Origin of the sequence: Planctopirus limnophila DSM 3776 (assembly GCF_000092105.1) — a bacterium.
GTDB classification, from domain to species: domain Bacteria; phylum Planctomycetota; class Planctomycetia; order Planctomycetales; family Planctomycetaceae; genus Planctopirus; species Planctopirus limnophila.
This window is the reverse complement of the sequence record NC_014148.1, coordinates 4,136,345-4,160,348: the sequence shown is the minus strand read 5'-3', so window position 1 is coordinate 4,160,348 and position 24,004 is coordinate 4,136,345. Positions and strand designations below refer to the sequence as shown.

21 protein-coding genes and 1 tRNA gene are annotated in these 24,004 nt (G+C 53.4%); 13 read left to right on the top strand and 9 right to left on the bottom strand.

Annotated features, from left to right (window positions below):
- Positions 1 to 13: 13 nt before the first annotated feature.
- From PLIM_RS16570 to PLIM_RS16560, 3 genes are all read right to left on the bottom strand, one after another.
- Positions 14 to 805, bottom strand: a complete 792-nt coding sequence (locus tag PLIM_RS16570; RefSeq protein ID WP_230849330.1) for a metallophosphoesterase — start codon at positions 803 to 805, stop codon at positions 14 to 16.
- An 18-nt stretch (positions 806 to 823) separates the two neighbouring features.
- Positions 824 to 2,011, bottom strand: a complete 1,188-nt coding sequence (locus tag PLIM_RS23140) for a hypothetical protein (protein WP_013111465.1) — start codon at positions 2,009 to 2,011, stop codon at positions 824 to 826.
- Positions 2,012 to 2,349: 338 nt separating this feature from the next.
- A tRNA-Ser gene (locus tag PLIM_RS16560) sits at positions 2,350 to 2,438 on the bottom strand.
- Between the two features lie 322 nt (positions 2,439 to 2,760).
- On the opposite strand from PLIM_RS16560, the gene PLIM_RS23135 reads away from it, so the two are divergent.
- The 3 genes from PLIM_RS23135 to PLIM_RS16545 all read left to right on the top strand — a co-directional run bounded on the left by PLIM_RS23135 (position 2,761) and on the right by PLIM_RS16545 (position 7,218).
- On the top strand, positions 2,761 to 3,435 hold the full coding sequence (locus PLIM_RS23135; RefSeq protein WP_196349465.1) for a phosphatase PAP2 family protein: 675 nt from the start codon (positions 2,761 to 2,763) through the stop codon (positions 3,433 to 3,435).
- A 152-nt stretch (positions 3,436 to 3,587) separates the two neighbouring features.
- Entirely contained in the window at positions 3,588 to 5,480 is a 1,893-nt protein-coding gene (locus PLIM_RS16550; protein WP_013111463.1) for a SpoIIE family protein phosphatase, read from the top strand.
- Positions 5,481 to 5,487: 7 nt separating this feature from the next.
- Positions 5,488 to 7,218: an ATP-binding protein gene (locus PLIM_RS16545; protein ID WP_013111462.1), complete on the top strand. Its 1,731-nt coding sequence runs from the start codon at positions 5,488 to 5,490 to the stop codon at positions 7,216 to 7,218.
- Between the two features lie 102 nt (positions 7,219 to 7,320).
- Here the strand turns inward: PLIM_RS16545 and PLIM_RS16540 are convergent, their stop codons facing one another.
- Positions 7,321 to 7,629 (bottom strand): ribosomal protein L7/L12, encoded by a 309-nt coding sequence (locus PLIM_RS16540; RefSeq protein WP_041402023.1) that lies wholly within the window; start codon positions 7,627 to 7,629, stop codon positions 7,321 to 7,323.
- A gap of 213 nt (positions 7,630 to 7,842) precedes the next feature.
- On the opposite strand from PLIM_RS16540, the gene PLIM_RS23130 reads away from it, so the two are divergent.
- Both PLIM_RS23130 and PLIM_RS16530 read left to right on the top strand, forming a co-directional pair.
- Positions 7,843 to 8,307 carry a hypothetical protein gene (locus PLIM_RS23130; RefSeq protein WP_013111460.1) on the top strand — a complete coding sequence of 155 codons (465 nt, stop codon included), beginning with the start codon at positions 7,843 to 7,845 and terminating at the stop codon, positions 8,305 to 8,307.
- 29 nt (positions 8,308 to 8,336) lie between these two features.
- Positions 8,337 to 8,618 carry a hypothetical protein gene (locus PLIM_RS16530; protein ID WP_013111459.1) on the top strand — a complete coding sequence of 94 codons (282 nt, stop codon included), beginning with the start codon at positions 8,337 to 8,339 and terminating at the stop codon, positions 8,616 to 8,618.
- Between the two features lie 422 nt (positions 8,619 to 9,040).
- Here PLIM_RS16530 and PLIM_RS16520 read toward each other — a convergent pair whose 3' ends face one another.
- Both PLIM_RS16520 and PLIM_RS16515 read right to left on the bottom strand, forming a co-directional pair.
- Positions 9,041 to 9,469, bottom strand: a complete 429-nt coding sequence (locus PLIM_RS16520) for a hypothetical protein (RefSeq protein WP_013111457.1) — start codon at positions 9,467 to 9,469, stop codon at positions 9,041 to 9,043.
- An 84-nt stretch (positions 9,470 to 9,553) separates the two neighbouring features.
- Entirely contained in the window at positions 9,554 to 10,333 is a 780-nt protein-coding gene (locus PLIM_RS16515; protein WP_013111456.1) for a class I SAM-dependent methyltransferase, read from the bottom strand.
- A gap of 218 nt (positions 10,334 to 10,551) precedes the next feature.
- Here PLIM_RS16515 and PLIM_RS16510 point away from each other — a divergent pair, with 218 nt between their 5' ends.
- Positions 10,552 to 10,971 carry a hypothetical protein gene (locus PLIM_RS16510; protein ID WP_013111454.1) on the top strand — a complete coding sequence of 140 codons (420 nt, stop codon included), beginning with the start codon at positions 10,552 to 10,554 and terminating at the stop codon, positions 10,969 to 10,971.
- A 154-nt stretch (positions 10,972 to 11,125) separates the two neighbouring features.
- On the opposite strand, the gene ggt is transcribed toward PLIM_RS16510, so the two are convergent.
- Positions 11,126 to 12,859, bottom strand: a complete 1,734-nt coding sequence (gene ggt, locus PLIM_RS16505) for a gamma-glutamyltransferase (RefSeq protein ID WP_013111453.1) — start codon at positions 12,857 to 12,859, stop codon at positions 11,126 to 11,128.
- A 251-nt stretch (positions 12,860 to 13,110) separates the two neighbouring features.
- Here ggt and PLIM_RS16495 point away from each other — a divergent pair, with 251 nt between their 5' ends.
- The gene (locus PLIM_RS16495; protein WP_013111452.1) at positions 13,111 to 13,875 is read left to right on the top strand and encodes a hypothetical protein; all 765 of its coding nucleotides are present in this window, start codon (positions 13,111 to 13,113) and stop codon (positions 13,873 to 13,875) included.
- 499 nt (positions 13,876 to 14,374) lie between these two features.
- The gene (locus PLIM_RS16490; RefSeq protein WP_013111451.1) at positions 14,375 to 16,135 is read left to right on the top strand and encodes a sulfatase-like hydrolase/transferase; all 1,761 of its coding nucleotides are present in this window, start codon (positions 14,375 to 14,377) and stop codon (positions 16,133 to 16,135) included.
- 178 nt (positions 16,136 to 16,313) lie between these two features.
- Here PLIM_RS16490 and PLIM_RS16485 read toward each other — a convergent pair whose 3' ends face one another.
- Both PLIM_RS16485 and hpnE read right to left on the bottom strand, forming a co-directional pair.
- Positions 16,314 to 16,823, bottom strand: coding sequence for a hypothetical protein (locus tag PLIM_RS16485; protein WP_013111450.1), 510 nt, complete (start codon positions 16,821 to 16,823; stop codon positions 16,314 to 16,316).
- A 219-nt stretch (positions 16,824 to 17,042) separates the two neighbouring features.
- Complete coding sequence (hpnE, locus tag PLIM_RS16480; RefSeq protein WP_052301613.1) at positions 17,043 to 18,578, bottom strand: hydroxysqualene dehydroxylase HpnE; 1,536 nt, start codon at positions 18,576 to 18,578, stop codon at positions 17,043 to 17,045.
- Positions 18,579 to 18,627: 49 nt separating this feature from the next.
- On the opposite strand from hpnE, the gene PLIM_RS23125 reads away from it, so the two are divergent.
- The 5 genes from PLIM_RS23125 (at position 18,628) to PLIM_RS25090 (ending at position 23,789) form a co-directional block, all read left to right on the top strand.
- Entirely contained in the window at positions 18,628 to 19,452 is an 825-nt protein-coding gene (locus PLIM_RS23125) for a ComF family protein (protein WP_013111448.1), read from the top strand.
- A 126-nt stretch (positions 19,453 to 19,578) separates the two neighbouring features.
- Positions 19,579 to 20,535 (top strand): hydroxymethylbilane synthase, encoded by a 957-nt coding sequence (gene hemC, locus PLIM_RS16470; protein ID WP_013111447.1) that lies wholly within the window; start codon positions 19,579 to 19,581, stop codon positions 20,533 to 20,535.
- 201 nt (positions 20,536 to 20,736) lie between these two features.
- Positions 20,737 to 21,801 carry a MauE/DoxX family redox-associated membrane protein gene (locus PLIM_RS16465; RefSeq protein WP_013111446.1) on the top strand — a complete coding sequence of 355 codons (1,065 nt, stop codon included), beginning with the start codon at positions 20,737 to 20,739 and terminating at the stop codon, positions 21,799 to 21,801.
- A gap of 492 nt (positions 21,802 to 22,293) precedes the next feature.
- Positions 22,294 to 23,304 carry a hypothetical protein gene (locus PLIM_RS24240; protein ID WP_148227158.1) on the top strand — a complete coding sequence of 337 codons (1,011 nt, stop codon included), beginning with the start codon at positions 22,294 to 22,296 and terminating at the stop codon, positions 23,302 to 23,304.
- The gene (locus PLIM_RS25090) at positions 23,256 to 23,789 is read left to right on the top strand and encodes a type II secretion system protein (RefSeq protein ID WP_148227157.1); all 534 of its coding nucleotides are present in this window, start codon (positions 23,256 to 23,258) and stop codon (positions 23,787 to 23,789) included. The genes PLIM_RS24240 and PLIM_RS25090 overlap by 49 nt, the downstream gene beginning before the upstream one ends.
- Positions 23,790 to 24,004: the final 215 nt, after the last annotated feature.

The following is a 24,004-nucleotide window of genomic DNA, read 5'->3' as shown; positions in this document are numbered from 1 at the left end:
TGCATTTCTTATGTTATTCTGCATCATCGCAGCGAAGTTCATCCAGCCAGAGACGACGTGTCTCACCGTGTTGATTGGATTGCCAGATCATACCCGATTCCACGTGCAAACAAGATAGCCATCCGCCGCCATGGGCCCATGTGTCAATACAAACGGCATTTGAATTTGCTATCGGTAACCCAGACTTCTGAGACGTGTGACCGCAGACCATGATTTTGCCTGATTCGTGTTTCGGTGGATTATCGTACGGTTCCCAGTACAACATAAAATCAGGTTGATCGGCTAGCGATATCTCCGGGTACGCATTGGCATGAACAAAAAAGTGCGTTTCTGTTTCAAAGTAGGAGAGCAGGTTATTTTCGAGAAAGTCCCAGTGCGACTCGGGTATGTCACTGAGTGAGCCGGTGTCGCCATCAAAAGGCGCGTACGATTGAAGAGTTTTGTCACCGCCGACATCAATCCATTTGCGGTAGCTGGAATCGTCTTCACGAGCGTTCAACATCATGATGTCATGGTTGCCGCGCAGTGGCCGAATATCGTAAGCAGACTGGAGATAGATAAGCCAATCCAGAACGGCATTTGTGTCGGGGCCGGGATTTGGATAGTCCCCAAGAGTAATGATCGTGTCTTCAGGTCCAAGCTCGACGAAATCGCAGAGTTTTCGCAACGCGTCATAGCAGCCATGAATGTCGCCGATTGCGAGATGACGTTTCAATCCGGATGCCTCGACTTCAGCTACATAACGACCAAAATCACCCGGTTGCCGCCAAGAGACTTTTGAGTTCAGGTAACGCCCGATCCGCAACTCGGGTGCATTGTCTTGTTATGGGCCGTCTGGTTCATCGAGCAATTCTCGAATCACCTCTTCGGATTCCACTAACAACTGATCGCTATTAGTGAACTCGCCCAATAGCCTATCAATCGCTGCAACAGCTCCACGTTTTGCCTTGTTAAATGTGGTCGTCATTCGTGGCAGTGAAGCAATAGACTCGCGAAACGTAACTGTAGATTGTCTTGATGTCGCAAGACTGCTTCGCAAGGATATCACTGCATCCAACCCCTGTTGTAACTCCTCTGTGTCGTTTTCCAAATCTACAGACATAGTTGCGGCTTTGATAAACGAATTCATTCCAGTGTTCATGGCATCGTTGTAGAAAGGCAATTCAGCATCGATTCGAGCCGTGAATTGGTTCATGTCCGTTGCCGCCTTAGATATAATTCGCTTGGCTTCTCTTGTGTTTATATTGCCCTTGGGATCTCTACGAAGCGAGTTCATCTCAGCGGCTCGCTGCGTCATTTTCGTGCCGACATCTTCCGTTGCCGTCGTAATTCGTTGTATTATTTCAAGAAGTTCCGCGAACTTGTCTTGAAACACCTCCATCAGGTCGAGGATTCCATCGTCGTCATGTTCGTCAGACGGTTTGTCGGCCTCGTTTGGCGAGTGTCCATAGTTTATGGACGTGTCTTGCGAAGTCTGCCGAGATTTCCATGCTTGGACCTGCCGGGTTAGGTGCAGTCGAATCAGTTTTTCAAAATGATCGATGTCTGTAAACTTCCAATACAACCCTCCTTCATTGCCCAGAGAACTCCGGAAGCTATTGACTTTCGCAAGTTGTGCGGGATCCAATTGGCTCGGAGGTATAGGTTCATCTTTGAAGTAGACCATCAGCTGAACGGAGTTTTTGTCCGCATCGTAACGGGCTTTAGCACGCTCGAATTCTTCAACCGTCCCCGATCCCGCACGTCCAGTGGGGGTTCCATATCGACACCACATGATTCCAACAAAGAGGTCGTAGTCTTCAGGAATTTGTTCGTTAATTACATCTTGAGCGTCGACGCCGAATCCTGGGTATGCGTGGGTTTCCCATCGCACGAGATCGAGACGAACACCCAGTTCACGGCTCCAAGAAATATTTAATTCACGAATTGCGTCTTCAATCTTTCCGCGTTCAGTCTCGACGTCACCTGGTGAAGCCACGAACACAGTCAATACATGCTCTTGTCGCACCACAAAGGCCACCTTTCATTAGGCAGATAACAGGTATTCAACCGCCGAAGTGCGGTGAAACATTACCGCACTTCGGCGGTGCGGCATGCACTTATCAATCTCGATGCGTGTTATCTCAAACGAGTTGTGACGAATCGCCCTTTGTCATCTCACGCTACATCGCACCCGGCCGCCATGCTATACCGCATTCTTCAACATCGAGATGAGAACGAGGGCACGATCCTCTGGACGCCATTTGCCAAGGTCAGGCTGGGTGAACTTGGTATCGAGAGCCAACAATCACCCGAAAAACGAAAAAGCTCTTCGATGGAAATATCGAAGAGCTTTGGCTTTGCGGCAAGCGGAGAGGGCGGGATTCGAACCCGCGGTAGGATTTGACTCCCACGCCGCTTTAGCAAAGCGGTGCTATCGACCACTCAGCCACCTCTCCAGCATCGGCGGGAAGTGGTCGCCCCACCGATCAGCATAGTCTAACGAAAACCGATTCCGTGGCAAGAGAGTGGACCTGAGGCCGGTTTCCTCTCGAAAGCTGCGGTCGGCAGAAATCCCTGCTGGCGGTAGAATCCGCAAAACCGGCAGGCTTGATACTCCCTTGTTCGATGAGGAACACTGAGAATCATTCGTGCCGGGGCCTGATTTCTGATAGGCTCTTTTCCACGAAGTGACTTACAGCGAAAAGAGTTACGCTGCACCGCCGGTGGTTGACGGCTGGCCCATTGTCAGGTTGACCAAGGATGGAGGGAGACGCGGGATTGAGTGAAAGTGTTGCCAGGGAAGTTCTCGCCTCGGCGTCAGGGCCACGGGGATCATCGCCAGGCAAAAAAATCTGGCAGCAGCGATTGGCACTGCTGGCGGCCCTGGTGGCGGGTGCGATGCTCGCTTTTCAGTGGGATTTGCCGGTGGCGAGGTGGGTGCATGCGCACCGGGCACCGGGGATCGTCCGCGAGTTTTTTGAAGCAGCCGAGTATTATGGCCATGCGGTTGGGACGCTGCTGATTATTGTGACGGTGGGTGTTCTGGATCCTGCGAAGAAGCGGCTGTTGCCCTGGTTATTGGCTGCATCGCTGGGAGCGGGGCTGACTGCTGATGTCGCCAAGCAGTTGATCGAACGGCAAAGACCGCGCGAGCTGGATTTGGCGAACGTCGAAATCACGACAACCATCACCTCGATACTCCCATTTCTGGAGGGAAAAGTGGCCAGCCACAGCTTTCCTTCCGGACATACTGCGACAGCTTTCGGGCTGACTGTCGCACTTTCGACGTTGTATCGTCGAGGAAAAACCTGGTTTGTAATTCTGGCATGCCTCGTGGGAGTGCAGCGAGTGCAATCGCTTTCTCACTTTCCCAGTGATGTGCTGGCCGGGGCGGCCATCGGTCTTTTAGTGGGCTGGCTGATTGCCGACTGGAAGTTGAAAGACGCTTATTGAATGTCGCGGCAAGAGTTGGACTGCCTCTGAGTGGCATTTTGGGTTAATCTAATTCAAGTCGTTTCGCCACAGGCGGAAGTCTGTCAGGTGGCAGGCAGTCAAAATGGGCAGAACCCGTCGAGTTGTCGCACTGTTCCCGGGAGCAATGGAGAGTGGCCAGTCTGAAGGTCATTAAAGGGCCGGTTGTTGGTCAGATCGTCGAGTTGCGTGAGCCTCGCATGATTCTGGGTCGGCACGCGACAAGCCAGATCGTGCTGGATCACCAATCGGTCAGCCGGCATCACGCACAGATCTTGCGAGAGCATGGCCAATATCGGGTTGAAGATCTTCGTAGTCTGAATGGAACGCACGTCAATCATGAATTGATCCCCGGCCCGCGCGAGTTACGGGATGGTGATCTTCTGCGCATCTGTGACTTCGTCTTCGAATTTCAGGCAGGCCCGTTAACACGCCGGATGAGGCCGCGAGATTTGGGCAGCCGGTCTGCTGATGGAGAGCAGGGCGGGTTATCTTCTGTTTCGAATGAATCGATCGACCTGACAGAATCTGGTCGCTCGAAGATCGCCAGGTCGGAAAGCGGCAAAAATTCCGCCAAGCCTGCCGGGCGGCAGACGATTCCCGAGACCAGCGATGAACCTTTCGCAGGCATGGGCGGCGAAGATGGCAGTTCGTCGATTATTTCGACGTTAGATGCAGCCACAGGGCATGGCATTCGAATTAACGTCCGACCGGAAGTGAAGCTCAAGTCGATTCTGGAAATTGCATCGGCATTGGGCGGCATGCTCGATATCGAGGATGTTCTGCCGGCTGTACTGAGAGCGTTATTTCGCATTTTCCCGCAAGCCGAGTATGGCTTCTTCCTCTTGCGAAGTGACGACGAAGCCGAGGGGAGTCCTGCATGGGATCACAATCCTGCAGAGCGGCTGGCCATCCGCGCAACGTGGTCGCGAATGGGAGATCAGCAGGAATTCGTGCCAGTGAGCATGACCATCATCAACAAGGCCCTGGAAACCGGGCAGGCCATACTTTCGGCTGATGCTTCGGAAGATGGAAGATTTCAGCGGAGTGAATCGCTGGCCTCGATGAAAATTCGCTCCGTGATGTGCGTGCCATTGATGCGAAGTAACACTCAGACTTTAGGCGTGATTCAATTAAGCACGCTGGATCTCATGCAGCCATTTGGCGATGAAGATCTGGAATTGCTGGTGAGCGTCAGTAAGCCCGTCACGCTAGCGCTGGAAAATGCCGCGATGCATGAGGCCGTGGTGCGCCAGCGGGAGATGGATCGCGAGCTGCAGTTTGCGGCACAGGTACAACTCGGATTTCTGCCCTCATCGAAGCCCACCCTGCGTGGCTGGAGATTCGCCGATTTTTATGAAGCAGCCCGTAAAGTCGGGGGCGATTACTTTGACTATATACCACAGCCACCAAAGTCGGGTTGTGATGAACTCGCTGTTGCGATTGCGGATGTCGCGGGGAAAGGAGTACCCGCTGCATTACTCATGGCAAGACTTTATGCAGCGACCCGCTACCGGGTGATCGCAGAAGCGAACTGGCCGGATGTGATGCGGGCACTCAATGGAGAAATGAGTGCCGGTGGCCTGGGGCATCGCTTTGTGACGATGCTGATGGTGATTATCCGCCCTGAAAGCGGTACGGGAAAGGTGGTGAATGCCGGTCATTTACTACCGCTGATTCGTCGGAAGTCGGGCGAGGTCGAACTATTGGGACTGAAGGCTTCGGGAATGCCTTTGGGGTTAGCACCTCTCGAAACGATTTATAACGAACTCGAGTTCCACCTAGAACCCGGCGAAATGATCGTGATCTATACCGATGGCGTGACCGAAGCTATGAATGCCGAAGAAGAGATGTTCGGTCGCGATCGCATTGTGGCCATGCTCAAAGAGCAGGAATGGAAAGCCGAAGAGTTTGTAGCCAATCTGGTCGAAAGGATTGAGGCCTTCGCCGATGATCGATCGCAACGCGATGATCTGTGCATCGTCGCCATGCAGTATGCTCCTGAGATGACGGATACAGGAGTTTGATGCTGTCATGTCGTATCGCTCGATTAAACGCATGCTGGGAGAAACCAGCCTCGAACGCAAATGCCGACTCCTCTTCGGTAGCGGTCTGTTACTATTGATTACCGGCAGCTTCTATATTTATGCCAGGCAAACCACCGATCTCGTGTTCCGGCAGAATCAGACCACCGCCCGGTTGCTCGTGGCTCCGATCGTCATGGAGAAGCACTGGAAATGGTCGGATAGCGGGAATATCGGTACCGATAACGTCGAGCGCATGGCAGCTGAACTGAAACCGGAAGAACTCAAGGATTATAGCTGGACGCTATTAAACGCCGAGCTTTCGAATCCTTCGGCCAGGCCCCTCGATGGTGAGGGGCATATTGCTCTCGAAGCGATTCGCGGCGGTGAATCGGAAGTCATTAAAGTCATTCGAGATCGTTCGAGGCAGCAATATATTTACTACGGCGGTGTCTATGCGACAGATTCCTGTCTCGATTGCCATCGGCAGCACAATAAAAACCCGAGGCTGCGGGCGGGTGATCTCATCGGCATGGTGAAGATTTCGTTCCCTTTGGAGAAGACCCAGCGATCGCTGGCATGGAACAATGCCATTCTGCTGACGACGGCCATTGTGACGGCATTTCTGGCCATGCTCGCTGCTTATGCGATTGTGCGCTATGTAATTGTTAAACCCGTACTGCACTTAAAAGATGTGAGCGATGCGATTGCCCGTGGAAGTCTCGATATGCGGGCCGATATTCGTACGGGCGATGAGTTTGAAGAACTGTCGCATGCTTTTAACCGCATGCTCAGGCATCTGGTGACTGTGCAGGAAGAGTTGCAGCATGTGAATCATGATCTTGACGGTAAAGTGGATGAACTCGCCCAGGTGAACTTGCGACTGTTTGAACTGAATAAGATCAAGAACGAGTTTCTGGCAACGATGAGCCATGAACTGAGAACGCCGCTCAATTCGATTCTGGGTTTCAGCGAAGTTCTGTTATCGACCTCGACACTCCCGGATAAACAGCGGCGATATGTCTCCAACATTCAGACGGCTGGTAAGAATTTATTGAACCTGATTAATGACGTGCTCGATCTGGCGAAGATTGAAAGTGGCCGGATGGAACTGCACCCGAGCGACTTCTCGATTTACGATCTGGTCGAGCGGCAAGTGGGTTCATTGATGCCACTGGCGGAAAAGAAGCATCTCGAGTTGACGAGCGAAGTTTCTCCCGAGGTCCCTTTGCTATGGCAGGATGCAGGCAAACTGCAGCAGATCCTCGGAAACCTGCTGTCGAATGCCATTAAGTTTACGCCGGATGGTGGCAAGGTGCGGGTGAAGGTGGATCTTTGCCCGGCCGAACGATCTCCTGAAGAACAGACGGAGACCATCGAAGCAGGTGATGCGCCTCCAGTCCTGGATCATTTCGCATTGATAGTCGAAGACACCGGGATTGGTATTCCCCTCGAAGAACAGGAGCGGGTCTTTGAAAAGTTCCGGCAGGGGCAATCAACACCTGGTCAGAAAGATCTTCTGACACGCGAGTATGAAGGGACGGGGCTGGGCCTGTCGATTGTTCGTGAACTCTCCCGGCTCATGGGTGGCGAAGTCAGATTGCAGAGCGAGTTTGGCAAAGGGAGTGTGTTCACCGTTGTCTTGCCACTCAAGCTCAAGGCCCAGTCGGAATCGGAGACAATCCTGCCGCTGCCTAAGCTCGAATCGAACAGCAAGCTGATGTTGAAGCTGACCCGTTAGGACGGATTTCGGTGAATTGTTGCAGCAGCTGTGTTTCGCCAGTCAGGAAGAGTATGCCACGGATTCGGTGTTTGTGGTGCTGGGATGTGTGGGGCTTGCCACTTATTCGAGTAACTCGACGGCCTCTTTGGCCTCTCTGAGGCCCATGCCGGTGGCATCGCGGAGGAGTTTGATCGCTGCGATCTTCTGGCGTTGACCGATGAGGTCGATGATCTCGTCTCTGGTCGATGTGGGGAGATCTGTCAGCAGTTTTTGAAAGCGGGCTTTTCGTTCATCACGCCTTTGCTGGAGTTCGTGCTGATCGACCGGATCTCTCTCGGCAGGTGTGCTCAAAAGCCTGAGAAGAAACAGGGCCATCACAGCCATCAGACCGAGAACAAAAATTCCTCCACCAATGAGGACAATGGGCATAGCTTCCAAAAGGTTTTCCTGTTTTTTGAGAACGTGGCGGTGAACCTGTAAAGGTTACAGCAATCAGGATGCTTTGAATCTGGAGTTTCTCGGATTTTCGTTATTCACACAAAAAAATCTCGCACCTGGCGAGTCGTTGAGATTCAATCGGCGGATGTCATTGAATGAATCTTTGCTCTGCCAGACGTAAGGTAAAATGACGTAAGGTAAAATATGGAGGAATCAATTGCTCCACAGCAAACTTGGCATCGACGTATCGCAGTGGAGGCCAATAACCGGGCCTGGGAACTGACGAATCGAGAGCGATCTCACGCAGAAGATCTGGAGATGCTGACTGCCGCTCACATATCGGCATGGCACTGGTCACAGATCGGTACAGAACTGAATCAGCAGCGGGCGACGATGCTGCTGGCTGAAGTGCATGCTGTACTTGGTCATGGAGTCGTCGCACGATCGCTGGCAAATTCCATGCGGAACTTTTTCGTCAATCGGGCAGAGACTCCCGACTGGGAGATGGCCTTTGTCCACACGATTCACGCCCACGCCGCTTATGTGGCCGGTGAGATGGAGGACTACCGTAACTCCTATGCCACTGCACGACAGGTCATTGAGAACATCGAAAGTGAGGAAGATCGGAGCATCGTGTGGCAGACTTTCCGCCTGGTACCGCAGGCATGACGTACTGCCGCTCATGAAGGATACTGGCCATGGACATAAAATCTCCCGCACTTCTCAAGATGAAAGGAGCATTGTTTGCTTTGCTGGCAATCATCTCTGGAGGTCTGCTGCTGGCACCGCAGTTCTCGTTGCAGGCCCTGATCTTATTGCTGATCACCATCTGGGCTTCGTGCAGAACCTATTACTTCTGCTTTTATGTTCTGGAGCATTATGTCGATCCGAGCTTCCGCTATGCGGGGCTGTGGGATCTGCTTCGGCATGGCATGCAAAACAGAAAAGAAGGTCAACAGAAAGTGTCGACAGATGAGTGATGAAGAAAGCGATATGCCAGACAAGCCCTTCGATAGTCGCGCGGCAATCGTCCTCGTGGCAGTAGCGATTCTATCCAAAGCCTTTGTTTATCTGTATATGCCAATTACGGTACTTACTGATCTGTTAAGAACGTTGACTCCCTGGTCTTTTCTTGCAAGAAGCGCCGTAGCCACAGTGACGTTATTATCACTGTTGATAGTCTTCTTTTGGGTTCGATTCAGGAGAGGTCAGCAAGTAAGTATTCAGTTTGATCAAGGAGTTTCGCCAATCTTGTTTTTTGTCGTGATGTTAACAATATATTATCTGAATCGACTCATCCAATAACCTTTTTTGCCTTGGAATAAACCATTGAACTCCTTGTGAAACTGGTGTCACCTCGTCTTTTCTTCATGAAATGCATACTAAAAAACGGGAAAGGACTCTAGCGCATCTCACTGATTTCCGCTTCACTGGCGGAGATTCGTAATGCGATCAATCGCAGGATGTATAACACCACTCCTGTGCCAAGAAATATGAACGCGGCCTGTGCTCCAGAAAACATAGGCCCCAGGGTGAGATTGGCCCCATCAGTAATCAACGCATCCTGTTGACGAGGTGTGAGCTGTTCCCGATGGGCAGCAGCCCAATTTCGACGCAGTTGCCACTTCTCAATAATCTCGAGGCCTGCAAACTCCGTCGCCAGGATCGTCAAAACAATCGCGGTGATCACTTTCAGGCTTCGTCGCCAGGCAGGCGAACGAATGCATGAAAGGGCCATGAGGAGCAGCACACCGCAGATGACGACTGTGGGGTAACCCCATGACCAGGAATTAGTGCGGGAGAATTCCCAGATCTGCTCAAAGGTTTGCATGAGTCATGATTCCGAGAAGTTCAAGGTGGGTTGCGCAGAGCCTTAACCCACCCTACATAGATAATATTCATGCTAGAATAGTATTTACCTTTTCCGGAAGACGTAGACGACGTCTTCCGTATCGCCGGAGATCGTGATTTCGCCGTCGATATCATAGCGGAAGTCGTGGACGGCAATCAGCTCTAACTGCGGAACCTGCAGCAGCAGCATGGCCATCTGCTGGGCGGTATACGTACGGAAGGTGGTTTCGTCCTCGATGCGAAACTGCTTCGTGGGTGTATAGACATCATAGTTCATCCCGATCCGCTCAATGCGCGTTTTAGGATTGATATCAATTGACCATAGCCGCGAGTTAACCGTCAGGCTCCCCTTGGTAGCCGACCAGCACTCTTCCGTACAAACCTGCGGCGTGAGAGGTGTCAGATGCAGTCCCAGCAGGTAGAGCCCCCCTTTAACGAGGTGATTGGCAACACACTCCAGATGACTTTCCGCAGCCGCCTCATCGGGCAGGTGACGGAAGGTGTTGATCATGTTGAACATGGCATCCACCTTTTTGGGGAGCTTGAAGTTGGCCATGTCCCCCACGGTCGCCACAGGTTCAAAGCCCTTGCGCACAAACCGGTTGTTACAGAATTTGACGGCGTGCGGATTGAGGTCGTTCCCGGCCACTTCATAACCGGCTTCGGCCAGCTTGATGAGCAGGCGGCCTGTGCCGCACGCTGGCTCGTACAATCTTGTCACCGGTTTCTTGGAATAGCGCTCGAAAGCGGCCTGAAGAAAGTCGAACTCGGCTTTCCAGTCGGAGCCGAAGATCAGGTCGTAGTACTTGGGAAAGTCGTAGAGGTGTCCCTGAATCGTTTCCATGCCGAACGCTGCTTCCGTGTATTGAGGTGAAGGCTGAGTCTGAGTCGTTGGATTGTATCGTGGAAGGATAATGGATGTCAGTGGATCGCGGTGGGTTGATGAAGAGAGGGTCAGCCGAAGTTGATGTTGACGGAATCTGGGAAGGAAAGGATCTTTGCGTCTTGTTCGACACGTCAGAAGTTCGGTGATTTTGCCTTGACCAAAAGGAGATGACGAACATGTTACGGATAATGATCTCGGCATGTGCGGCGCTCGTCGCTGTGGTTTCCGTGACCATGATGACTCATGAGAATCGGGCGGGGGCTGCCGAAGAGCCTCAGCCAGCATTTGTGGTCGAGTGCCTGCTCGAAGAGACCATTCACGGAAAAACGCAAACTCTCGCCGCACCGCAGATATTGATGAGACCTGCGAGTACCGGGAATTTGTTGATGGAGAATCCGAACGAGAGCATCGAGATCGCTGTCACCACGGGAACAATCGAGCCCCAGACGACCCATCAAGTCAGTTTGCAGATGAAGAGCAAAGGCCACACGCTCCTGGCACCAAGAATGACACTCAGCACTGGCCAGACGGCTAAGGCTCAATGGGTCATTGGTGAAAAGACCTGCACATTCACCTGCAAGGTCTCGAAACCATAGCCTTTTCGCCTCAATTGTGGGGATTCGATACCCAACCTCTGCTCAGAGATGTTTCCGAGTCTGAGATGTTTCCCGAGCAGAGGTTTTTGCGTTCCTGGGGCGTGACAATCGCTGCTTGCATTTTCCGCCACTCGATGATCGAGCGGAAATTGAATTAATGCCCCGCAGGCTGGCCATGCTTTCTGGGATCGCTGACGGCCCACAGCTTGCCATCTCTTCTCGTCACGAGTTGGGTAATGGCGAGAGATGATCGCTGCGAAATTTCGTGGCCAAAGGCAGCCAGTTCTTCGCCGAGATCTTCCAGTTTGTTCTCAATCACCAGCGTATTCGGCATCCACTGGTGATGGATTCTTGGGCTGGCCACCGCCGCAGCAGGTTCCAGTTGATGCTCAGTGCTGTTGAGAAAGACCTGGATGGTCGAGGAGATAATCCTGGGCCCACCGGAAGCTCCAACAGCCACCTGTACCTGGCCATCTTTGATAAAGAGTGTGGGTGTCATGCTCGAAAGTGGTTTCTTGCCGGGCTGAACTTCATTGCTGGCACTTTGAAGAAGACCAAACGCATTGGGCTTGCCAGGGACAGCGGCGAAGTCGTCCATTTCGTTGTTCAGGATAATGCCTGATTCGGGAAGAACCACATAGCTGCCATAGGTGAGATTGATGGTCTCGGTGCAGGCGACGGCATTCCCATCGCGATCAATCACCGAAAGGTGGCTGGTGCCGGCATCATTCAGAGGGGCGAACTTGCCGTAATGTTCGGGTGGAAATGTCTTCGTCAGATCGACGCGGCTGGCCAGATCGCGGGCATGCTCACGCGAGAGAAGTTTCTCCATAGGGACTTGGACAAAGTCCGTATCGCCCAAAAACTCAGCGCGATCGGCATAGGCATGCTTCATCGCTTCTGTCAGTAGATGCAGGCCTTTCGGGGTGTTATGGCCCAGTACCTTGAGTGATTGTGCCGGGTGCTTTTCACCATAGGCATCGAGAATCTGCAGGACTTGCAGCAGGCAGATCCCGCCACTGGATGGAGGAGGCATGGTATAGACTTTGCCTCCCCGCCAATCGAGCTGCAGAGGAGTGCGTGGCCGGGGTTTGTAATTGGCAAGATCTTGAGCCGTGATAATGCCGCCATGCTCTTTCATCCACTGGGCCATTTCGCGGGCAATGGTGCCTTCATAGAACGCCTGGGGGCCATCTTTGGCAATCGCTTCGAGTGCGGGGAGTTGGGGGGAGTAAAACTTCTCGCCGAGCTTCCATGTTTTGCCGGCATTGAGATAGCGATTGTAGAGTCCGGCATACTCTGCATCGCGCTGGCCTAACGTCTTGAGAGTTTCGGCCTGAATTGCAAGATCGTGCTCGTCGATGGCGTAGCCTTCGCGTGCCATCCGAATGGCAGGTGCCAGAACTGTGGCCAGATCGAGCGTGCCATGTTCTTTGAGAGCCTGGCAAAGACCGGCAACTGTACCCGGAATGGCGACAGCCTTCGCTCCGCGGCGACTGCTCATCGGGGCCTCGATAAACATCTCTGGCGTGGCGGCTGCCGGTGCGATCTCACGGTAATCGAGGGCGAAAACTTTTTGCTCTTTCGCCTTCCAGATGACCATAAATCCACCGCCCCCAATACCACAACTGGCAGGCCTCACAACCGAAAGCGCGAACGACGTGGCGACAGCAGCATCGACGGCATTGCCACCCTGACGCAGCATTTGAGCGCCCGCTTCACTCGCTAAGGGATGATCAGCGGCGACCGCCCCATGCTCGAAAGAGGCGGCAAAGCGATCAGCAATGGCATCATCTGCGAAAAGTGAACCAGAACAACTCACAGCCAGGATGGCGAGGCAAACGGCAGCAAAAGGCTTGAAACGGCCCACGATCGGTAAGGATTTCACAACAACTCCGCATGAATCAGTTCAAAAAGGGAACATTGCTGCGAGCGTAAAGTTACTCTGCCACATAGAGAAGTCGTTCGCAACCAAGCTCGACGGGGATCGCTTTAATCCACTTAGACGGAAAACTTTCGCTGGCTGATTTCCCATGACATTCTGGAGAACTCAAAACGACAAATCTTCTTTTAGCAATGTCGTGAATCGGCCAGCAGGAACTCATGTGGTACGTTTCACCTGAATGCCCATGAATTTCCATGAGCTGCATCGACTTCACCAGGAAGCCTGAGTTTCCTGAAAACGCCTCTCAAGATGGAGGAACTGGCTTGTTATCCTTTCGAACCGAACATTTTCTGAACTGGAAGCGGGCCTGCCTGGCAGCAGCTCTACCAGTGGTCACGCTGGTGATTGTCGAGCACGTCCCTGCACAGGATGCGGGGTACAACCCAATTCCTGCGGTGCGACCTGTCGTCCCTCAGCCTTTAGTCCCTCAACCTGTGCCTCCTCAACCCATGCCCGCTCAGTCAATGATGGCTCCCGGCGTCGTCCCACCACCTGCAATGGCGCCGGCAGGCGTCCCGGGATCGACGGGCGTGTTTCAGCCTCCAGTGGCAACCCCTACCGAGATGTTGCCAGTGCAGCCACAGGTGCCGCCGGGTGCCGGTCTGACGGTTCGGCAGGGAATCCTCTCGCCAGCAACCAATCGCGATGGAATTTCGCCACCGCCAGGAACTCTGGGAACGACCTATCAAAGACGTTCGCGACTCGTTCCCGACGATAAGCATCCGCGAACAGCGATTGTCGATTTGTGGAATGTCCCTGAATCAGCAGATATTACTGCCCGTGGATTAAAACCACGCTGGTATCAGGATCACTGGCGACTGGAATCTGAAACACCACTCATCCCCGGAATTCCACACATCTACGGCATCCAGGTCACGAAAACGATCGACGGCCAGAAAACAGTCGATGTGAAATGGGTACGGCTGATCATGGGCCGCATTGTGGATCTCGACTTTTAAGGCGGATAATCAGCATTGATGAGTACCTCGTTAACTTGCCTCGAAATGAACGCAACTGCAGAGTCTCGATCTCGATACCTTCATGAATTCCGAATATGCTTTTTAAGTTTACTGAAGTGCAGTCGCTCATTGAGAAAGTCAGCATTCATCGTCAGGCTTTCAAAGTGATATAAGCTTTCCTAGTAATCAGCCGTGGAATCGATCATCGCTCTCAGCGCGTCATGCACTGAGAGCGATCTTTTTTTAAGTAGAGAATTTCTACGGGGGTGACTCATTTTCCCGTGTCTGAATCTCGCCCTGCCTGTGCCACACAATCCAAGAATCAGCCTTCCGCAGTTTTTCATGAGGTGATATCCCCATACACCTGCCCTCAGTAGGTCAAGCTCTTGACTCGTGCGACAAATCAGACTCTTCTCGATGTCGGCCCAGTGAACGTGGCATCCGTGCTCTCAATTCACCACTTCTGGCCCTGTCCCTTCATCACGCATTGAGAACCTCTATGATTCACAACCATTGGCTCGACCACCTTCTCGCGCTGCGATCGATCCTGTTGCTGCTGGCCATCGTCAGTCCGTCGATGGGCCTCAAGCTCGTCGCGGCAAGCGATAAGCCGAATGTACTGCTGATCTGCGTCGACGATCTCAAGCCCACGCTGGGTTGCTATGGCGATCCTCTGGCAAAAACGCCGAATATTGATCGACTGGCTTCCCGAGCCGTCCTGTTTGAAAGTGCCTATTGCAATCAGGCCGTCTGCTCGCCCTCACGCAATGCACTCCTCACAGGCCTGCGCCCGCAGACGCTGGGCATTTACGATCTGGGTACCAACTTCCGGAAATCCCGGCCCAACGCCATCACCATGCCCCAGTTCTTCAAACAGCAGGGCTATCACACCGCAGCACTCGGAAAAATCTTTCATGTCGGTCACGGCAACGGCGAAGACCAGGCCTCCTGGAGTGTCCCGCACTTCAAAGCCAACGTCGTCGGTTATGCCTTGCCAGAAAGCAAAGCCCCACAAGGTTTGACTCGCGAAGAAGCTCTATTTGATAACAAATCAGCCGCCGGCCTCCCGCGCGGTGCAGTGATCGAAGCTGCCAACGTTTCCGATGAAACCTATGCCGACGGAAAAATCGCTCAGGAGGCAATGCTCCGTCTGCAGCAGGCCAGCCAAAAGCCCAATGAACCCTTCTTTCTCGCCGTCGGCTTTGTGAAGCCGCACCTCCCCTTTGTCGCTCCCCAGAAGTATTGGGATCTTTACCAGAGAGATCAGTTCTCCCTCCCCAGCATCACTAAAGCCCCGGCCGGCGCACCGGCTTATGCCCCCACCAACTGGGGCGAACTCCGCCAATATCAAGGCGTGCCACAGGAAGGCCCACTCTCCGCAGACCTGCAGAAGGAGTTGATCCATGGCTACTACGCCGCCACCAGCTACATGGATGCTCAAGTCGGTCGTGTCCTCGATGAACTCGATCGCCTCCAATTGACCGATCGCACGATCGTCGTCCTCTGGGGCGATCATGGCTGGCATCTGGGTGATCACGGCATGTGGTGCAAACATTCCAACTATGAGCAGGCCACTCGAATTCCTGTCCTGTTTTCCATTCCCGGCGGTCAGAAAAATGTCAAAACCAAGGCTCTGCTTGAAACCGTCGATATCTATCCCACACTCTGCCAGCTCGCTGGCTTGCCCTCACCTGCCGATATCGATGGAAGCAGCCAGATTCAGGTTCTAAGCCATCCCCAGTCTCACTTGAAGGATCACGTGATTCATGTCTATCCCCGTTCGCCTCAGGGAAAAGGGCCGATTCTGGGCCGGGCGATTCGGACGGAGCGTTACCGCCTCGTCGAGTGGAAGGGCTATGGTGCCTCGCCGGAGACCGCAGAGTATGAACTCTATGATTATCAGGCCGACCCACTGGAGAGAGAAAACCTGGCGAGCCAGCAGCCCCAGGTTGTCGAGCAGCTCAAATCACTCCTGGCTCGCCATCCAGAGGCGAAACCTCAGATTAAAGCCAACGCCACGCCAGCCAAACCTGCTGAGGCCACGTCTCCACAAAAACCCACAGCAAAAATCGATCGCAACAAACTCTTCGCCACGAAAGACAAAAACGCGGATGGCAAATTGACCCACGAAGAGTTCATGAGCAACCAACCCGACGGCCCCGCCGCCGCCCAAAGGTTTATTAAATTCGATATCAATAAAGACGGAACCCTGAGCCAGGAAGAATTTGTCGGCAGCGGTTCAACGCGTAAAACCCAGTAATGGGGTCATCGTATGAACCTAGAAGCCATGCACCGCACTCTCGGCATTTCACAAATGACTTGTCCATAGACTGAATGGTGTTGGAGGGTTGCGGTAAGCCTTAACCCACCAACACTCAATTCTTCCACAATGACTATTATTGATTAGCCAACTCGCCATACAGCATACATTGCGCATGCTAGATCAGATTGGCTCTCTTAAGTGAGTCGATTTCCTTGACGGCGAGGGATTCGACCTGCCTGAGTCCATTAGGAGCCTGCAGGATTGCAATTTGGCGCCAGATGATAATGTCACCATCTTTAAAAATGTCTTCGATGGGCTCTCCAAAAGTGTTAGTACGGTTATTATTGTTAACTTGCTGCATATTGGCACGGAAATGATAGAACTGAAATGCGAGTATCGGATTCCCCATCAAATTTTCTTCCAGGTGATAGGTGCCTGGGCTATAAACGCCATTTGGCCCTTCTGAGTACTTAATCGTAATGGAACTAAGTGTCTCAGCGTCCGATGGATTTCGTGGACTAAAAATAAATGATTCAACTCCAGGAACTCCTCCCTCCTCAACGAGCTTGGAAACCTTCAGCATCACGTCTCGTACTGATGATTTTGGATTATCAATCTCCACGACGATAGGTTTAGCCGACCCAAAAAACATTCCGGTGACTCGAAAGCCGATTTTAATTGACATGAAAACACCTTCTGAACAAAAAAACACAAACTTCAACACCTCCCGGATGTTAAGGGTGATTTAACTAAACACATAGTGAATAAAAATTCAAATATGAAAATTTAGTCACTAGCCATGCTAATTGTTGTGGCAAGCAAGATTGTGAAGGAGATGGTTTAGTGAGATGGATCTGATTTTGGAATTGCGCAAAATCAACAGCGGATGTCGAGGAGAAACGCCTTAAGACAACCTTCCCCAGACCAGTCTTGGCAGTCGGCTGGTGGGGAGGTCTTCAACTAGCACTTTTGCCGGTTGATCCAGGCGGCGGAGGACGTTTTCTGCAGCGAGAAAACCGCTTCTGACAGCCCCTTCCATCGTCGCAGGCCAGCCCGTCTTGGTCCAGTCGCCAGCCAGTTGCAGATTCGCAATTGGCGACTGCTGTGCGGGCCTCAAAGCTTCACTTCCGACCAATGGCGAAAAGACCGCTTTATGCTCTGTCACCACCCGGGCATGGACTCTATGCGCATCACCAAGAGCAGGAAAGTATCCCCTCAACTCATTTTCCACCTGCTCGATGATCTTCTCCTGTGATTGCCCCGCCAGCACTCGACTCGCACTGATGACCACCTGATAGCCATAGTGGGCAGCCTCCTGGGCCTGCTCCGGTGCACCCGCTTCCCGGGGCTTGATGAACAGCCACTGGCATAAGCCACTCACAAAGGTCGCATGCGGCAAATCTGTGATCGGCCTGTCATACCATAAGTGAACACTCGAAATGGGTGCCGCCTCAAGCTGCCTGGCTTGGGCAATGATCTCCGCCAGCGGGCTCTCTTCGGGAAAGATTTCTCCCAGTCGATACCACGGGAGCGCCACAATCATTTCCCCGGTGGGGATCATCCGCGAGTCACGCATAGTCAGGCCGGTGACTCGCCAGCCATCGGCCTGTGAATGCGGATGATTCACATGGCAAAGCTCGACTTTTGCCACACCTTGCCCCACTTCGACCAGCCCGTGGTTGGCTTCGAGATATTGACGGACAGGCCCAGCCCAGAGTTCTTCCAGCGGCTGCTGAGGAATCTCGACCACCCAGCCTTGAGGGTTCCGCAAGAAACCATCGACAAACACCTTCCGTGCCTGTTGCAGACCAATTCGATCCAGTGACTCCGAAAGGGCACTCACCAGCACCACATTCCAGAAGTGATCAATCACCCGTGGTGGCTGATGTTGGTTCTTGAGCCAGTCGGCAAACGTGATCGATGTTTCCGTGGCAACTGCCAATCGCGACAACGCACGGCCCAGCGCCAGCTTTTCCGACAGTGAAAGATAACTCAGCCGGAAAAATGCGCCCGCCAGATGCAGTGGTGCCGGCAGGCGACTGGCGGCAAACTTTGTCATCTCTCCCTGAGGGCCAAAAAAGTAAAGCTCCCGGGCAGGTTCAAAGTGCTGCCGAATCCCTGTCATTTCGCAGAAGCGGATGAAGTTCGTGCAGCAGCCCATCGCGACATGCTGGCAGTTATCGATCGCTTCACCCGTGACTTGATCGCGAAAAGAACTTGCCCGGCCACCCAGTCGTGGACGGGATTCGAGGAGCCTGATGGGCACCTGGTGATGCACCAGCGCAGCGGCAGCCGCCATGCCTGCCAGCCCGCCACCCACAATTGTCACTCGCTCCACAGTGATTGCTCTCCCCGGCGAAGTCGCCTGGTGTTGAACCCCGATTTGTTCCCAGTGAATTGTAGCGTGTGCCGATCCATCGCGAGCGAAACCGCCAGCCATCGGCAAATTTTGATTGCGAGAGCCACCGCTGCATTGTGGAATCCCGTGTATGGATCAAACCCCTCAGCACCCGAAACTCACCAACCCACGACTGCACGGCTGGAGCCGCACGTTGCGTGATTGGCTTTTTCCTCCGGCATGTGCTCTTTGCCATCAGGAAAGCGAGCCATCGACGAGTCATGCGGGCGGTTCATTCTGCCACGACTGTCGCCAGCAGTTGCATGCCGCCAGTGCTTGGTACTGCCCGCGATGTGGTGCTGTTGTCGGGCCTTATTCGGCCACCAGCGAAGGCTGCATTCATTGCCGCCACGACCGGCTCGACATGCAGCATGTCTGGTCGATCGGGAATTACGAACCACCCCTCTCACACGCAATCTCTCGCGCCAAGCAGGGAGATCTCGCTTTGATTCAAGGATTGACGGAACTCCTCTGGGAGATCCACGGCCCTGCGATGATTGCGTGGCAGCCCGATCTGGTGATCCCTGTTCCCGTGCAGTGGATTGATCGACTGACGAGAAGTCGCATTCCCACCGATGAACTGGCTCTGCTGATCAGCCAGCGGCTGCGAGCGAGGCTCCTATTGAGGGCTTTGCGAAAGCCACGACGCACCATCCCGCAGCATCAGCTTTCCGGGAAAGAGCGGCGGAAAAACATTCGTCTGGCTCACCGGGCTGGCTGGCGAACACGCTTCACCAGCCAGAGAGTCCTGCTGGTCGACGATGTCCTCACGACAGGCAGTACAGCCAACGATTGCATTCGCGCCTTGCAAGCCAGCGGCTCAGGCCCGGTGGCGGTGGCTGTCTGGGGTCGCGGAATCGGACAACAGCATACCCCACATCCTCAAGATGAGGCCTCATCGATCCCGCCCATCTGAGTCGATTCGAACCCCCTTTTCCCTGTGATCATTTCAGCGACAACGGACAATCCTGCCGAACTCGATTACACTGTTTCCAGTATTCCACCGGTCACACGGTCTTAATTTGCTGAGAATGACCTTCCCATGCCTGTACTTCGAATTGCCACGCGTGCGAGTCAGCTTGCACTCTGGCAGGCCAACTTTGTTGCGGATTCGTTACGATCGCTGGATCCTGAACTCACAGTCGAACTCGTGCATGTCACCACGACGGGTGATCGAGTTCAGGGGGAGCCTTTGCGTCAGTTTGGCGGGCAGGGCGTCTTTACTCGCGAAGTTCAGGCGGCATTACTCGAAGGCCGAGCGGATATTGCTGTTCACAGCCTGAAAGATCTGCCGACTGTCCCCACAGCCGGGCTGGAACTCGCCGCTGTCCCCGCGCGAGCACCGGTGGCCGATGCGCTGCTGTTACCCACAGGTCATTCCGGCCCCGCTTCACTCGCCATGTTGCCTCGTGGCGCACGGATCGGGACCGGCAGCCCGCGCCGGCAGGCACAGCTCTTGAGAATTCGCCCCGATCTTGTTTGCTCCGAAGTTCGCGGCAACCTCGACACGCGCATCAGAAAGCTCGATGCCGGTGAGTACGAAGGACTGATTCTGGCAGTGGCTGGATTATCCCGCCTGGGCTGGAGTGATCGCATCTCGCTGATTCTTGCCCCCCCCACGATGTTTCCAGCGGCTGGTCAAGGTGCCCTGGGATTAGAATGCCGCCACGGGGATGAAGCGACGATCCGCTGGGTCAGCCAATTGGAAGATCGCCAGACACGACTGGCTGTTGATGCCGAACGTGCCGTCTTGCGTACATTGGAAGCGGGTTGTCATGCTCCCGTGGGGACCTGGGCTTCGTGGAAGTCGCCCGAAACTCTCCATCTGGAAGCGATTCTCATCGCACCCGATGGTTCTGAAACGTTAGCGGCTGCAAGTTCGATGCAAGGGCCACTTTCTCAATATGGCAGTGGGAACGCTCTTGATGCCGCTCATGAACTCGGGGCGAACGTGGCCCACCTGCTATTGAAACAAGGTGCCTCGCGGTATCTGGTGTGAGGCCTGTCGTCAAACGCCGAGCCATCAAACGCCGGGTCGTTGTAGCGGTTTAATCAGCTTCAGCCGCTGAAAGGGAAGCTCTTAATGAGATCAAAGATTTTTATTGACGGTGCTTACTAACACCGTTAGCGTCCATGAGTTCATTGCTCACAGCGCTGGCGAGCATTTGATCCAAGACTCACCTCTCCCTGGGAGTACTTCATGGATCTGCGCGCAGCGTCTGCCTTCTGGCCCGAACTCGGCGTTATTCCCAAGCTGGCCTCCGTGCTGATCAGCGGTCTGCTGATACTCTCAGCCGCTTTGAAATCGTATCAGTCACTGCACGATCTGCTCTATTTCGAGCCAGCCTCGAGTACGACCGCTTTTGAGCTCTTTTCGGTCTCAATCCTCGTCTTTGTCGCCACTCTGGTTCTGACCAACTTTCGATCCCGCGAGGTCTGGATCCTGGCGGCACTCCTGATGACGATCCTGGCAGTTTTTGCACTCTCGGCAGCTCTCGCGGGGGAAACGACCTGCGGCTGCTTCGGAAAACTGAGCTTTCGCCCGTGGAGTATCGTGATTCTCGATGTCAGCATCATTGCGGTCTCCTATCTGTGTGCCATCGTTTCGAGGCCTCACACGGGAAGCCTGTTACGACCGGTGGCCCGAGCAGCGGGAGAATCGCTCCTCATGGTCACGCTGATGGTTCTTGCCATGGTGCTGGCGTTATCGATCAGTTGGCCGCATGCGATCTCAGCACAGGCACTTACCAGCAGTCATCACCCCATCCCCGCCACGCCGATTGAACCCTCGGTGGAATGGGTCGAGGCCCGCATCCCTGTCCGCAATGTGCGCAGCACACCTGTGGCGATCGTCGGTAAAGAATCTGTTTGCGGCATCATTCTCGTGACACCGATTCCGCTCGTCATTCCCGCCCAGGAGACCATTTTCCTGGAAATGAAGTTAAAACTTTTTCCGCATGCCCAGCGGGGCGATGGCTCTCTGGCGTTATTTGTTGGCGATGAGTCTCACAATGGAGCAGAACTCGTCAACTCTTCTTCGTTCAACGAGCTGAATGCGGTCAAGTCTCCCGGCCCGATTCAAAGTCCCTTCGCCGAGGCACAGCCCGCGACTGAAACGGTCAACACGACAAAGCTCCATCAACAGCGCCTGCGCCAGGAGCGGCTTTCTTTTTCGGTGGTTCGAGACTCGCCACCACATGCGACCATTGCCGAGAAGTTGAATGAGGCCAGTGTAGAGAAGCTGACAGGTGATCCTGTTCGCTAGATGTGTTCGGAATGTTCTGGAAATTAAAGGAAAACGCATGAAAAGACTCTTCTCACTATCTGGATTTATCTCTGTGTCTGTGCGATCGCACTGATTGCGAGCGTCTCCGCCGATGATCCTGTGAACGAAGAACCTGGCGATGATCCAACGACTTATGATAATCCTTCATGTAAAAACCCTTCATATCATTGTAATCAAAGGGGTTTCCCCTTCAGTGGGATGAACAATAGTTGTCATGTGGGTGATCCTAATATTTGTGGAGCCGCCATTCCTCCCCGAACAGATTGCGACTGCGCCGTTCTTCCGACTTCGCCAGAAAACGCCACGTTATGCTATTGCCGGGCGAGTTAGCAATAAGCATTCTTCATTTACAAAAATAGATGATTTTAAAAGCTGTTTTCTCCTGACCTGATCCCTACGACATTTCCGCAGATAGTTAGACTGCGGAAATGTTGTCCATACATATTCAAGATAAGGGTTGAGATGTCCAGGTTGTCTGTCGGAATTCGATTGAGACTACGACAAGTGCTTTGGACTTTTTTGTTTTTCCAGTTTTTCGCTGTCGGAGTGGCGGCGCCCGGCGAATCCATAAATTCTGGAAAGTGGGCTCCAGCAATAATTGAGGATCGCTGGAAGCTTCCGGAACTTCCGGATCGTTTCCAGCTTGAGGTGAAACGCACCATTCGTCTGGATCCGGAGAATCCGCAGGATCAGCGAGTCGCTACCACCATCGGGCGTTACAAGTTCCAACCAGGGTATTATGTCTGTGAGTCTCCCTCGCCTACTGGTGCAACTAGTACAATAACCAGGCTCGTGATCTGTAATCCAGAGTATGCCGCTATGCTGCAAAAAATCGATAATGGTCGCTGGGTCGTCAAAAGGCTGTCGCCAGGGCGAAATCATCCGCCGGAACTGACGGTCAACCCCAAAGCGATGCTCTCTCAGCATTCTGGTACAAATGTAGGTATTCGCAATCGTCTGAAAGAACCTGGTGTTTCCATCACAAAAACGTGGACGGAGAACTGGAATGGCGAAGATGTAGATGTGCTGGATGTCGCTTTGCCCGAAGCTTCAGAAGAGCAAAGGATAGGCAAGGGGCCGATCGACTTTCCTCCATCGGCACGACTGTATTTCAGGAAGTCAGAACCGTCTGGCCCTGCGCGAATGGATTTTGAATTGAAATATACACTCGACGGAAAAGAATATGTAAGACCCCTTTCTTTTGCGTATAGTCAGTGGAGTAAGGTCGGCGATTTAACAATTCCGTTGAGATTTGAGGCATGGCAATTGTGGAGAATTGCCATCAAAGACGTTCCCAGCGAGACAGCAGAATTAAACGTTGGCAACTGGGACGCACCCTTCCCCAAGGAACAGGCGTATTTAACTTATTACGGCTTGCCAGAACCGGAGGGGATCTCACGACGCATGAGCTGGTGGTGGTGGGCGGTCGCAGGATGTTTCGTTATCGCTATCTGGCTGGGCTGGAAAAGAGTCTCGGTATGAATCGCCCCGGCTACACATTGATCGAACTGCTTGTTGCGATGGGAGTCATTGGCCTGCTGATCGCCATCACGATTCCCGCTGTCCAGCGGTCTCTCCCACCGCCCCCTCTGTGTCGAGGTTGGCCATCCGCTGAAGGGATTGTCTCTGAACGAAGATTTTGTCACTCAACTAGGAAACTTGCCATGCGAAGATTTTTGACCCTCGGTTTCGCCTGCTTTTGCCTCTCGACCGCCGCCTTCATCACCAGCGTTTGGGCCGATGACAATACCCCGGAGGATGGCGAAGAAACGGGAGATGGAGCAACCTACCACATTAACTGTAGCGGAACTTCCGACGCCTGCAAAGATCGTCGATCAGTAAACGGAGGACCTCGAACGTGCGGAAACGACCGGTCAATCTGTGGAAACCCCATTGGAGGCGCGGCCTTCTGCGAGTGTCGGGATTCCCCAACCGACAGTATCAATTGCTATTGCCATGCCGGTTGAATCGTCCGGCTCCCTGATTGACGATAATTTCCACAGGATCGATGTCCGGTATGCCATGTGGTCGGGCGCCTGAATTCTGGACTTCACCACTCGACCCACGAACGTCCCGGCTGGATCATTTCATATGTCCTTATGGCCACAGCGACCGAACCACCACCGTTTTGCAATACGTCTCATGTTGGCATGGTTACTCTTCAGTGCCGTGCCGTGCCGAC